This window comes from Pantoea sp. UBA5923, from assembly GCF_002431095.1.
GTDB classification, from domain to species: domain Bacteria; phylum Pseudomonadota; class Gammaproteobacteria; order Enterobacterales; family Enterobacteriaceae; genus Pantoea; species Pantoea piersonii.
The window spans coordinates 1-12029 of record NZ_DJDN01000018.1; the positions used below are offsets into that span (position 1 = coordinate 1).

The following is a 12029-nucleotide window of genomic DNA, read 5'->3' on the forward strand; positions in this document are numbered from 1 at the left end:
TTTCCGGCTGCTCCGGCGCCTCATAAACGCTGTCGATGCCGGTAAAATTACGCAGTTCGCCCGCGCGCGCTTTTTTGTACAAACCCTTGGGATCGCGCGCTTCGCACACCGCCAACGGCGTATCGACGAACACCTCGATAAAACGCGCTTCCGGCAGCATATCGCGCACCATCTGGCGCTCGGCGCGGTGCGGCGAGATAAAGGCGGTCAGCACCACCAGCCCCGCATCCACCATCAGCTTCGCAACTTCGCCGACGCGGCGGATATTCTCTTTCCGATCCGCGTCGCTAAAGCCCAGGTCGCGGCACAGGCCGTGACGCACGTTGTCGCCGTCGAGCAGATAGGTGCTGACGCCGAGGCGATGCAGCGCCTGCTCCAGCGCGCCGGCGACCGTCGATTTGCCGGAGCCGGACAGGCCGGTAAACCAGAGCACCGCGCCCTGATGGCCATGCTGCTGTTCACGCGCGTCGCGCGTAACCGGATGGTCGTGCCACACCACGTTTTCGTCGTGCTGCGCCATTACTTACCGCCCAGCAGATCGCGCGCGTTCCAGTGCGGGAAGTGACGTCGGATCAAGGCGTTCAGCTCCAGCTCAAACTCGCTGAACTCACCCGCCTGCCGCGCCGCGCCGCTCAGCGGCTGATGGATCATCCCCGCCCCGACGGTGACGTTGCTCAGGCGATCGATAAAAATCATTCCGCCGGTCACCGGGTTCTGCTGGTATTTATCCAGCACCATAGGTTCGTCGAAGGTCATTTCCACCAGGCCGATGCCGTTCAGCGGCAGCGTCTCGGCGGCGCGCTTCTCCAGCGTATTGATCTCAACCTGATGAATGATTTTCTCTATGCGGCCGCGCGCTTTCTTACCGGCGATTTTAATATCGTAGCTCTGGCCCGGCTGTAACGGCTGCTCCGCCATCCACACCACATCGACGGTAGCGGACTGCACCGCCTCCAGCGTGGCGTCGCTGTCGACCAGCAGGTCGCCGCGGCTGATATCGATCTCGTCTTTCAGCACCAGGGTGATAGCTTCGCCCGCGCCCGCTTCCTGAAGGTCACCGTCAAAGGTAACGATGCGCGCGACGGTAGACTCTACGCCCGACGGCAGCACCTTCACGCGCTGACCGACCTTCACCGCGCCGGAGGCCAGCGTGCCCGCATAACCGCGGAAATCCAGGTTTGGACGGTTAACATACTGTACCGGGAAGCGCATCGGCTGCTGATCAACCACGCGTTTCACCTCGACGGTCTCCAGCACGTCGAGCAGCGTCGGGCCGCTGTACCACGGCATGGTCTGGCTCGGCGTCGCGACGTTATCGCCCTCCAGCGCCGACATCGGCACGAAGCGAATATCCAGGTCTTCCGGCAGCTGCGCCGCGAAGTCGAGATAGTCCTGTTTGATCTGCTCGTAGGTCTGCTGGCTGTACTCCACCAGATCCATCTTGTTGATCGCCACCACCAGATGCTTAATGCCCAGCAGCGTCGAGATAAAGCTGTGACGACGCGTCTGATCCAGCACGCCCTTGCGCGCGTCGATCAGCAGGATCGCCAGATCGCAGGTCGAGGCGCCGGTCGCCATATTGCGGGTGTACTGCTCATGCCCCGGCGTGTCGGCGATAATAAATTTACGTTTCTCGGTAGAGAAATAGCGGTAGGCCACGTCGATAGTGATGCCCTGCTCGCGCTCCGCCTGCAGTCCATCCACCAGCAGCGCCAGATCGAGCTTCTCGCCCTGGGTGCCGTGGCGCTTGCTGTCGTTGTGCAGCGAGGAGAGCTGATCCTCATAAATCTGGCGCGTATCGTGCAGCAGGCGGCCGATCAGCGTGCTTTTGCCGTCGTCGACGCTGCCGCAGGTAAGAAAACGCAGCAGACTTTTATGCTGTTGCGCGGTCAGCCAGGCTTCCACGCCGCCCTGATCGGCAATCTGTTGTGCAATAACGGTATTCATCTGCGTCTCCTTAGAAATAACCCTGACGTTTTTTCAGTTCCATCGAACCGGACTGATCGCGGTCAATCACGCGGCCCTGACGTTCGCTGGTGGTGGAGACCAGCATCTCTTCAATAATCTCCGGCAGCGTCTGCGCTTCGGATTCCACCGCGCCGGTAAGCGGCCAGCAGCCAAGCGTGCGAAAGCGCACCATGCGCTGTTTGATCACTTCGCCAGGCTGCAAATTGATACGGTCGTCATCCACCATCATCAGCATGCCGTCGCGCTCCAGCACCGGACGCGGCGCAGCGAGATAGAGCGGCACGATTTCAATATTTTCCAGGAAGATGTACTGCCAGATATCGAGTTCGGTCCAGTTCGACAGCGGGAAGACGCGGATGCTTTCGCCCTTGTTGATCTGGCCGTTGTAGTTATGCCACAGCTCCGGACGCTGGTTTTTCGGATCCCAGCGGTGGAAACGGTCGCGGAATGAGTAGATGCGCTCTTTGGCGCGCGACTTCTCTTCGTCGCGGCGCGCGCCGCCAAACGCGGCGTCAAAGCCATATTTGTTCAGCGCCTGCTTCAGCCCTTCGGTTTTCATAATATCGGTGTGCTTGGCGCTACCGTGTACGAACGGGTTGATGCCCATCGCCACGCCTTCCGGATTACGGTGAACCAGCAGCTCGGCGCCCATCTCTTTCACGGTGCGATCGCGAAACGCATACATCTCGCGGAATTTCCAGCCGGTATCGACGTGCAGCAGCGGGAACGGCAGCGTGCCGGGATAGAAGGCTTTACGCGCCAGATGCAGCATCACCGACGAATCTTTGCCGATGGAGTACATCATTACCGGATTGCTGAACTCTGCCGCGACCTCGCGGATGATATGAATGCTTTCCGCCTCTAACTGACGCAGATGAGTGAGTCTTTTTTGGTCCATGATTTTTCCTCAAGCCAGATTGACAACGGCGGACTCTCGGGTCGCCTGCTGTGCAGAATGTTGAAACCAGGCCAGCTGCCCGTGCAAATTCACCACTTCCCCGATAACCAGCAGCGCTGGCGTCGGCGCGGCGGCAGCCAGCGTCTCAAGGTTAGCCAGCGTGCCGGTCAGCACCTGTTGATCCTGCCGCGTGCCGCGGCCAATCACCGCAACCGGCGTCGCGGCGTCACGGCCGTGACGTATCAGGCCTTCGCTGATCTCCGCCGCTTTTACTGTGCCCATATAGATAGCCAGCGTCTGACGCGCACGCGCCAGCGAAGGCCAGTCGATATCGTCGCCGTCGGCGCGGCAGTGTCCGGTAATAAACAGCACGCTCTGGGCGTAGTCGCGGTGCGTCAGCGGAATACCGGCGTAGGCGGTTGCGCCCGCAGCCGCCGTTACCCCAGGCACCACCTGGAATGGAATGCCCGCCGCCTGTGCCGCCTGCAGCTCTTCGCCGCCGCGGCCAAAGATAAAGGGATCGCCCCCTTTCAGGCGCACCACGCGTTTGCCTTTGCGCGCCAGCTCCACCAGCAGACGATTGGTCTCCTCTTGCGGTACCGAGTGCGCTCCGGCGCGTTTGCCGACGCAGATTCGGTCGGCGTCGCGGCGAACCAGATCCAGCACCTCATCGCTGACCAGATGGTCATAGAGCACCACGTCGGCCAGCTGCATCACCTGCAGACCGCGCAGCGTCAGCAAGCCGCTGTCGCCGGGACCGGCGCCGACCAGAATGATTTCGCCCTCGCGGTTCGGCTCTTCCTGCAGTTCGCGCTGTAGCGTACGCGTCGCCTCATCTACGTTGCCCGCAGACATCTGGCTGGCGAACAGGCCGTTAAAGGCGCGCTCCCAGAAGCGACGACGGTCGGACATGCGGCGAAAGCGCTGTTTCACGCTGTCGCGAAACCCGCCTGCCACCTCCGCCATCTGCCCCAGGCTGGCAGGCAGCAGCGCCTCCAGCTTTTCGCGCAGCATACGTGCCAGCACCGGCGCGGTGCCGCTGGAGGATATAGCGACCACCAGCGGAGAGCGATCCACAATAGAGGGGAAGATAAAGCTGCACTTCGGCTGGTCATCCACCACGTTGACCAGCCGGTGACGGGCGTTGGCCTCGTCATAAACCTGACGGTTGAGCAGGTTATCGTCGGTGGCGGCGATGGCGAGAAAAACCGCGTCCAGCTGCGCCGGATTGAACTCCGTCGCCAGCCACTCAAGCTGTTGTTCCTGATGTAACGCCTGAAGCTCGGGGCAAAGCTCGCGCGATACCACGCGTACCTGCGCAGAGGCGCGGCGCAGCAGTTCGATTTTGCGTGCCGCGACGTCGCCGCCGCCCACCACCAGCACCGGACGACCTTTGAGATCGGCGAAAAGAGGCAAATAGTCCACGATAACCCTGGTGTTGTAACCGTAATTTAACGCGACTATACGTTGCGCCCTTCTGGCAGATGAAATTACGAATTGGAATGAGTAGTTACCGAATGGAATAACGCCCCAGGGAAGCTCATAACAAAATGTGCTTAACAGATGATCTGACAAGGCTTTAAGAGCAAATCAAATTGTTTAATGTCGATCACAGTTTCATACTGAACGGCAAAAAATTTTGGCTTTTCGCCACAGGATGACCCACAAGGAACACAGCATGTTTGCCTTTCTCCGCCTGACCGCGCTGGCTGCGCTGTTAAATTGCGGTTTCGCTCTGCACGCCCAGGCCGCCAGCGTCGCGCCGGGAGAGTTTGCCGAGCAGCAGCTTCGCCACATCGCCACTTACTTCCCTGGCCGTATGAGCGGCAGCCCGGCCGAAATGATGGCGGCCGACTACCTGCAACAGCAGTTCACCGCGCTCGGTTTTCAGAGTAATACCCGCCAGTTCAATACCGGCTATCGCTGGCGCGAAGCCAATGGCGATCTGCGCCTGCATAAAGTGACGGCAACCTCGGTAATCGCCGCGCGCGCCGGCAGCGCGCCGCAGGAGATCCTGATTGTGGCGCATCTCGATACCTGGACGCCGCTCAGCAGCAGCGAGGCGGAGCGTAATCTTGGCGGCCTGCGCCTGCAGGGGGTCGATGACAATGCCTCAGGGCTGGGGGTGATGCTGGAGCTGGCGCAGCAGCTGAGTCAGCGGCCGCTGCACTACGGCGTGCGGTTCGTGGCGCTGAGCGCAGGCGAAAACGCGCTGGGCGGCATGCAGGATTATGTGGCGCGCATGAGCGAAAAAGAGAAAAAGAACACGCTGCTGGTGGTGGATCTCAACAGCCTGATCACCGGCGACCATCTCTACTTCAACAGCGGCAGCAATACGCCGCGCGCGGTGCGCAAGCAGACCAGCGAGCGCGCGCTGCGCCTGGCGCAGCAGCTTGGCATCTCCGCCGCCAGCCATCAGATGTCGGCGCGCGACTATAGCGGCATCAACGCGTTCGATAAGGCGGGCTTTCCGCTGCTGGACGTGACGGCAGCCAACTGGGCGCTGGGCGGCAAAGATGGCGCGCAGCAGCGCAGCCGCTCGAAGCGTTTTCCGGACGGCACGACGCGTCATCAGACCGACCGCGATAATCTCAGCTATCTGGATCGCTGGCTGCCAGGACGTATTTCACTGCGCACGCGCGACAGCGTGAAGGTGCTGCTGCCGCTGCTGGGCGAACTGACCAATCCAAAGGTATAAGGGTTTAACGCCAGCGAGAGGGTTAAGCGGGACGCGCGCCGCCTGAGGTGAGTCAGACAGCGCGCGGTAAGACTCAGCCTTCGTGCAGGCCGCACTCACGCTTCAGACCGAAGAAACGCGTCTCCTCTTCCGCCATGCCGGGTTCCCATTTGCGCGTGGTGTGGGTATCGCCCACTGACAAATAGCCCTCATCCCATAGCGGATGGTATTTAAGGTTATGCTGCTGCAGATAGTGATGAATCTGGCGATTGTCCCAGTCGATAATCGGCAGCACCTTGAAAACGCCGCGCTGCACGCCGAGCACCGGCAGATTCGCGCGGCTGCCGGACTGATCGCGACGCAGCCCGGCGAACCAGGTCTGCGCACCCAGCGTCTGCAGCGCGCGGTTCATCGGCTCGACCTTGTTGATCTGGTTGTACTGCTCAATGCCTTCCACGCCCTGCTCCCACAGCTTGCCGTAGCGCGCTTCCTGCCAGGCCGCCGACGTTTCGGCGCGAAAAACCTTCAGGTTCAGGCCGAGCTGTTCCGTCAACTGATCGATAAAGCGATAGGTTTCCGGGAACAGATAGCCGGTATCGGTGAGGATCACCGGAATATCCGGCTGCTGGCGCGTCACCAGATGCAGCGACACCGCCGCCTGAATGCCAAAACTCGATGAGAGCACAAAGGCGCCCGGCAGGTTCTCCAGCGTCCAGCTGACGCGCTCCTCCGCCGAACTTTTCTCCAGCTGCGCATTGGTGGCCGCCAGCGCCAGGGTGCGCTCGACTTTGTTCATTTCACTCAGTGCTGCGAGGTCAAACTGACTCATACTGCCTCCGAATCCCAGAAGTCTCGTGCCGGATCGACCACCGGCTTGACGATGCCCGCGCGGATCGCGAAGTCGCCGAAGCCCTCTGCGCCGTGGCGCTCCCGCGCCCAGCGTCCCACCAGCTCATCAATGCTGGCGAGGATTTCGCTTTCGGTGATGTTCTCGCGGTACATGCGAGGAATACGCGTGCCGATGCGGTTGCCGCCAATGTGCAGGTTGTAGCGGCCCGGCGCTTTGCCAACCATGCCGATTTCCGCCAGCATGGCGCGGCCGCAGCCGTTGGGACAACCGGTCACGCGTAACACAATGTGCTCTTCGCCCACGCCGTGACGGTGCATAATCTCTTCCACTTTTGTCACGAAGGCGGGCAGGAAACGCTCCGCTTCCGCCATCGCCAGCGGACAGGTAGGAAACGCCACGCACGCCATTGAGTTTTCGCGCTGCGCGGTCACGTTCTCCATCAGGCCGTGTTCACGCGCAATCGCCTCGATTCTCGCCTTTTCGTTCTCCGGCACGCCGGCCACGATCAGGTTCTGGTTCGCGGTCAGGCGGAAATCGCCCTGATGGACGCGCGCGATAGCCGCGATACCGCTTTTCAGCGGACGATCCGGATAGTCGAGCAGGCGGCCGTTTTCGATAAACAGCGTCAGGTGCCACTTATTGTCGATGCCCTTGATCCAGCCGAAGCGGTCGCCGCGCGTCGTAAATTCATAAGGGCGAATCGGTCCGAACGTCAGGCCGGCGCGCTTCTCCACTTCCGCTTTGAACGTTTCAACGCCGACGCGCTCAAGGGTATATTTGGTTTTGGCGTTTTTGCGATCGGTACGGTTGCCCCAATCGCGCTGCGTGGTCACTACCGCAGCCGCCACTTCAAGCGTTTTCTCCAGCGGCAGATAGCCGATCTCGCTGGCGGTACGCGCATAGGTCGCTTTATTGCCATGCTCAATCGACAGGCCGCCGCCGACCAGCAGGTTAAAGCCGATCAGCTTGCCCTTCTCCGCCACGGCGATGAAGTTAAGATCGTTGGCGTGCAGATCCACATCGTTGTGCGGCGGGATCACCACGGTGGTTTTGAATTTACGCGGCAGATAGGTTTCGCCGAGGATCGGCTCCTCATCCGTGGTCGCGACCTTCTCTTTATCCCACCAGATTTCGGCATAGGCGCGGGTACGCGGCAGCAGATGCTCCGAGATTTTCTTCGCCCACTCGTAGGCTTCCTGATGCAGCTCCGACTCCACCGGGTTTGACGTGCAGAGCACGTTGCGGTTTACGTCGTTGGCGGTCGCCAGCGCGTCGAGCCCGACTTCGTGCAGCATCTGGTGCGACGGCTTGACGTTCTTCTTCAGAATGCCGTGAAACTGGAAGGTCTGGCGGTTGGTCAGGCGGATGCTGCCGTACAGGGTTTTCTCAGTGGCGAACTTGTCGATCGCCAGCCACTGTGTCGGCGTGATAATGCCGCCCGGCAAGCGGCAGCGCAGCATCATAGCGTGACGCGGCTCCAGCTTCTGTTCGGCGCGCTCGGCGCGGATATCGCGGTCATCCTGCTGGTACATGCCGTGGAAACGGATCAGCAGAAAGTTATCGCCGCTAAAGCCGCCGGTCAGACCTTCGTCGAGATCTTCCAGAATGGTGCCGCGTAAATAGTTGCTCTCTTTTTTAAGACGCTCGGCGTCAACCAGCTTGCCTTCTACAACCAGCGGTCCGGGGTGTTTTTCGCTCATCAGTAAACGTCTCGTTGATAACGGCGCTCAATGCGCAGCTCACTTAAAAATTCGTCGGCCGTTTCACGATCCATTGCGCCGTGTTCGACCACCACATCCAGCAGTGCCTGCTCGACATCTTTCGCCATACGGTTGGCGTCGCCGCAGACATAAATATGCGCGCCCTCTTCAATCCAGCGCCATACCTCCGCCCCTCTGGCGCGGATTTTGTCCTGCACGTACACCTTCTGCTCCTGGTCGCGCGACCAGGCGAGATCGATACGGGTCAGCAGGCCCTCTTTTACGTACTGCTGCCATTCAACCTGATAAAGGAAATCTTCGGTGAAGTGCGGATTGCCGAAGAAAAGCCAGTTTTTACCGGTGGCGCCGTCATGGTCGCGCTGCTGCATAAAGGCGCGGAACGGCGCGATGCCGGTGCCCGGCCCGATCATAATGACCGGCGCGTCAGGGTTGGCGGGCAGACGGAAGTTATCGTTGTGCTCGATAAAGACGCGGATCGCCGCATCCTCTTCCAGACGGTCGGCCAGATAGCTGGAAGCGCCGCCTGCGCGGGCGCGGCCGTCGATATCAAAGCGCACCGCGCCAACGGTAATATGGACTTCGGTTTCATTCTCCGCCTGCGACGAGGCGATAGAGTAGAGACGCGGCGTCAGCGGACGCAGCAGCGTGGTCAGCTGCTCGGCGTTGAGTTCGGTCGGCGCGTTTCGCACCATATCGACGATGGGGAAAGTCTGCGCGTAGTGCTGCAGCTTCGCCTTGTCGCCCGCCAGCGCCAGCAGGGTTTCGTTGCGCGACAGCGCGGCGTACTGCTCGACAATCTGCGCGGTATTAACCGTCAGTTCGAAATGCTTTTGCAGCGCCTCGCTGAGCGGCAGGGTTTCGTTTTCGATCTGCACCGGCTCGTCGCCTTTCAGCCACAGCAGGCTCAGCAGTTCGGCCACCAGTTCAGGGTCGTTTTCATACCAGACGCCCAGCGCGTCGCCCGGCTGGTAGCGCAGGCCCGAATCGCCCAGGTCGATTTCGATATGACGTACATCTTTATCGGAGTGACGGCCGGTAATTTTCTGGTTTAGCGCAAAGCTGGCGGTCAGCGGCGCCTCTTTAGTGTAGGGGCTGCTGTGTACTTCATTGAAGCTGCCCGTTGCATTGGCGATCGCCTGCGCCGACGTCTCGCTCGGCACGCGCTGTTTCAGCACCTCTACCAGCGCGCGACGCCACTCTGCCGCCGCTTCAGCGAAATCAACGTCAGCGTCGACGCGGGCCAGCAGGCGCTCTGCGCCCAGCTCCGCCAGACGGCTGTCAAAATCTTTGCCCGCTTTGCTAAAGAATTCATACGAGGTGTCGCCGAGGCCCAGCACCGCAAAGGCGGTACCATCCAGCTTCGGCGCTTTTTTCGACATCAGGAACTTATGCAGCGCCACCGCCTCTTCCGGCGGATCGCCTTCACCCTGGGTGGAGGTCACCACCACCAGCAGCTTCTCCTGGGCGATCTGCTTGAATTTGTAATCGCCGGCGTTGACCAGCTTCACGTTCAGCTTCGCCGCCTGCAGATCGTCGCGCAGCTGCTCTGCGACGCGGCGCGCGTTGCCGGTTTGCGACGCCGAGATCAGCGTAATCGCCGGGATCTCCGCCGCCGCTGGCGCGCTGGCCGCGACGCTGCCGGGCGTCTGATTAATCATTCCCCAGAAATAGCCAGAGAGCCACGCCAGCTGGGTGGGAGAAAAATCAGTCGTTGCCGCCTGTAAGCGCGCAAGTTGCTCCGGATTAAGCGGGAGCAGTGAGCCTGGGGGTGCCTGAGTCGTCATCGCGTTAAAAATTCCAGTATCTGAAGTCCGGACGGTAAAGTAGCGGGAAGAGTGGTAGGTTACCGGCCCGCATATTAACGATTAAATACGGCTTCGACATAATTAATAACCAAAATGACTAAGCGGTTTTTCAGGTAGTTATAATCAGTAAAACTGGTAAACAAAGATCTTCGTTATCAATAAGTTACACGAGGGTATCTTATGGCGTTCGGCAAAAATTAGCCATTCTGGCGCGATGGATGCGAAAATTCCGTATTTCAGGTAGAATTCCCCGGTTTTTAAGCCTGAGAGCCATTATGTCTACCACACTGTTTAAAGAGTTCCAGTTCGAAGCCGCTCATCATTTGCCTAACGTCCCGGAAGGACACAAATGCGGACGCCTGCATGGCCATTCGTTTCTGGTGCGACTGGAAATTACCGGCGAAGTGGATGCGCATACCGGCTGGGTGATGGATTTCGCCGAACTCAAAGCGGCGTTTAAGCCCCTTTATGACCGCCTCGATCATCATTATCTGAACGAGATCCCCGGCCTGGAAAATCCCACCAGCGAAGTGCTGGCGAAATGGATCTGGGATGAGATGAAGCCGCTGCTGCCTGAGCTGAGCGCGGTAATGATCAAAGAGACCTGTACGGCAGGCTGCGTCTATAAAGGTTAATCCCCGCCAGGGCTGTGGTTGCACAGCCCGCTAATTCTGCTCTACGCTTCTTTACGTCCGCGTCATCTCTCTGTCATCTGCCCCCTCTACGTTGTCCTCTCCTTCATTAAAGATCAAGAGAATCAACGATGAAACTGAAATCCCTTGCCGCCATCGCGCTGCTTTTTACTGCCTCTGCCGCCGTTCAGGCGCAAAACGTGCTCGACTTTCCCCAGCCGGAAAACGTGCCGGATGAGTTCTATGCCGTCACCGAAATCCCGGCGGGCGGCATCATCAAATATGAGACTGACGCCAAAACCGGCTTTATCGTGGCGGATCGCTTTCAGTCGATGCCGGTAGCCTACCCGGCTAACTACGGCTCCCTGACCCAGTCGCTGGGCGGCGACAACGATCCGCTCGACGTGATCTTCTACACCCGCGCGCCGCTGCAGCCGGGCACGCTGATCAAACTGCGCGCCATCGGCGTGCTGAAGATGATCGACGGTGGCGAAGTAGACGATAAGATCGTCGCGGTGCCGACCAGCAAGATCGATCCCACCTGGGACGACGTGAAAAGCATGAGCGATCTGCCAAAGATCGAGCAGGAGCGTCTGGAAGCCTTTTTCCGCGTCTATAAGCAACTGCCGGACGGCCGCAAGAAGGTCGAGCTAAAGGGTTTTGAAAGCGCCGATGTGGCGAAGAACGAGATTAAACAGGCGTTTGACGCTTATAAAGCGAAGCAGTAATGGGGGCGGGCGACGCGCAGCGCCGCCCTGCTCTTTGCCGTCAGGCGATATTCAGATACTTATGGGTCTGCATAGATAAGCGCCAGTTGCGCGCGATGCAGGTTTCAATACAGAGTTTTGTCGCCGCATCTTTGCGGCTGATGGGCTGCAGCGCGATAATGCGCTGTTTGCTGTCGCTCAGCGTCGCCAGCAGTTCGTCCAGCGCCTCTACGTCACGCTCGCGCGCTACCGGGTGTTTGATCTCATCCGCACGCTGCAGCGCCTGCGCCAGCACATCATAGCCGCCGCGCATATTCACCTTCGGCGATACCGTCACCCAGGTTCGCTCAGAGCAGCGCACTTCATGCGTGCCGCTGGTTTCAATCTGGCACTGAAAGCCCTGCGCTTCCAGCGCCGCGGTCAGCGGGCGCAGATCGTAAATCGACGGCTCGCCACCGGTGATCACCACATGGCGCGCCGTCCAGCCCTGGCGCTGAATAGTCTCCAGCAGCAGCGACGCATCCGCGTTGCCCCAGGCATCGCTCTCAACCGTTTTCACCAGAATATCGCCCAGCGCCGTTTCCCGATCGGCCAGTTTTTCCCAGGTATGTTTGGTATCACACCAGCTACAACCTACCGGACATCCCTGTAAGCGGATAAAGATGGCCGGGACGCCGGTATAAAATCCTTCTCCCTGCAGCGTCTGGAACATTTCGTTAATCGGGTATTGCATTACGGACTCGCTAGAAAAAAACAGGGCGCTGATTATGG

The 12029-nt window shown here is 59.8% G+C and carries 11 protein-coding genes; 3 read left to right on the top strand and 8 right to left on the bottom strand.

The window, feature by feature from the left end; genetic code table 11:
- The 4 genes from cysC to cysG all read right to left on the bottom strand — a co-directional run.
- Nucleotides 1-520 (bottom strand): adenylyl-sulfate kinase (cysC, locus tag B3797_RS03730; RefSeq protein WP_311790424.1); only part of this gene is annotated, 520 nt, incomplete at its 3' end.
- Complete coding sequence (cysN, locus tag B3797_RS03735; RefSeq protein ID WP_311783931.1) at nt 520-1947, bottom strand: sulfate adenylyltransferase subunit CysN; 1428 nt, start codon at nt 1945-1947, stop codon at nt 520-522. The genes cysC and cysN, both read right to left, overlap by 1 nt.
- A 10-nt stretch (nt 1948-1957) precedes the next feature.
- Complete coding sequence (gene cysD / locus B3797_RS03740) at nt 1958-2866, bottom strand: sulfate adenylyltransferase subunit CysD (RefSeq protein ID WP_311783930.1); 909 nt, start codon at nt 2864-2866, stop codon at nt 1958-1960.
- 9 nt (nt 2867-2875) lie between these two features.
- Nucleotides 2876-4291 (bottom strand): siroheme synthase CysG, encoded by a 1416-nt coding sequence (cysG, locus tag B3797_RS03745; protein ID WP_311790425.1) that lies wholly within the window; start codon nt 4289-4291, stop codon nt 2876-2878.
- Between the two features lie 253 nt (nt 4292-4544).
- Here cysG and B3797_RS03750 point away from each other — a divergent pair, with 253 nt between their 5' ends.
- A complete protein-coding gene (locus B3797_RS03750; RefSeq protein WP_120454437.1) occupies nt 4545-5564 on the top strand; it encodes an aminopeptidase in 1020 nt (339 codons plus the stop codon).
- Between the two features lie 73 nt (nt 5565-5637).
- Here the strand turns inward: B3797_RS03750 and B3797_RS03755 are convergent, their stop codons facing one another.
- From B3797_RS03755 to cysJ, 3 genes are read right to left on the bottom strand one after another with little or no spacing between them, the layout of a single operon-like run.
- Nucleotides 5638-6372: a phosphoadenylyl-sulfate reductase gene (locus B3797_RS03755; protein ID WP_311783928.1), complete on the bottom strand. Its 735-nt coding sequence runs from the start codon at nt 6370-6372 to the stop codon at nt 5638-5640.
- Nucleotides 6369-8093 carry an assimilatory sulfite reductase (NADPH) hemoprotein subunit gene (gene cysI, locus B3797_RS03760; RefSeq protein WP_311790426.1) on the bottom strand — a complete coding sequence of 575 codons (1725 nt, stop codon included), beginning with the start codon at nt 8091-8093 and terminating at the stop codon, nt 6369-6371. The genes B3797_RS03755 and cysI overlap by 4 nt, the downstream gene beginning before the upstream one ends.
- On the bottom strand, nt 8093-9898 hold the full coding sequence (cysJ, locus tag B3797_RS03765; RefSeq protein ID WP_311790427.1) for an NADPH-dependent assimilatory sulfite reductase flavoprotein subunit: 1806 nt from the start codon (nt 9896-9898) through the stop codon (nt 8093-8095). Before cysJ ends, cysI begins: the two co-directional genes overlap by 1 nt.
- Before the next feature lie 296 nt (nt 9899-10194).
- On the opposite strand from cysJ, the gene queD reads away from it, so the two are divergent.
- Together queD and B3797_RS03775 are read left to right on the top strand one after the other, a co-directional pair.
- Nucleotides 10195-10554 (top strand): 6-carboxytetrahydropterin synthase QueD, encoded by a 360-nt coding sequence (queD, locus tag B3797_RS03770; RefSeq protein WP_120454443.1) that lies wholly within the window; start codon nt 10195-10197, stop codon nt 10552-10554.
- A 128-nt stretch (nt 10555-10682) separates the two neighbouring features.
- The gene (locus tag B3797_RS03775) at nt 10683-11279 is read left to right on the top strand and encodes an inorganic diphosphatase (protein WP_120454445.1); all 597 of its coding nucleotides are present in this window, start codon (nt 10683-10685) and stop codon (nt 11277-11279) included.
- A 40-nt stretch (nt 11280-11319) separates the two neighbouring features.
- Here the strand turns inward: B3797_RS03775 and queE are convergent, their stop codons facing one another.
- On the bottom strand, nt 11320-11991 hold the full coding sequence (queE, locus tag B3797_RS03780) for a 7-carboxy-7-deazaguanine synthase QueE (protein WP_311790428.1): 672 nt from the start codon (nt 11989-11991) through the stop codon (nt 11320-11322).
- Between the last annotated feature and the right edge of the window lie 38 nt (nt 11992-12029).

Coding starts and splice junctions, on each gene's coding strand:
- B3797_RS03750 (WP_120454437.1), top strand. CDS start 4,545: ATGTTTGCCTTTCTCCGCCTGACCGCGCTGGCTGCGCTGTTAAATTGC.
- B3797_RS03775 (WP_120454445.1), top strand. CDS start 10,683: ATGAAACTGAAATCCCTTGCCGCCATCGCGCTGCTTTTTACTGCCTCT.
- queD (WP_120454443.1), top strand. CDS start 10,195: ATGTCTACCACACTGTTTAAAGAGTTCCAGTTCGAAGCCGCTCATCAT.
- B3797_RS03755 (WP_311783928.1), bottom strand. CDS start 6,372: ATGAGTCAGTTTGACCTCGCAGCACTGAGTGAAATGAACAAAGTCGAG.
- queE (WP_311790428.1), bottom strand. CDS start 11,991: ATGCAATACCCGATTAACGAAATGTTCCAGACGCTGCAGGGAGAAGGA.
- cysD (WP_311783930.1), bottom strand. CDS start 2,866: ATGGACCAAAAAAGACTCACTCATCTGCGTCAGTTAGAGGCGGAAAGC.
- cysJ (WP_311790427.1), bottom strand. CDS start 9,898: ATGACGACTCAGGCACCCCCAGGCTCACTGCTCCCGCTTAATCCGGAG.
- cysN (WP_311783931.1), bottom strand. CDS start 1,947: ATGAATACCGTTATTGCACAACAGATTGCCGATCAGGGCGGCGTGGAA.
- cysI (WP_311790426.1), bottom strand. CDS start 8,093: ATGAGCGAAAAACACCCCGGACCGCTGGTTGTAGAAGGCAAGCTGGTT.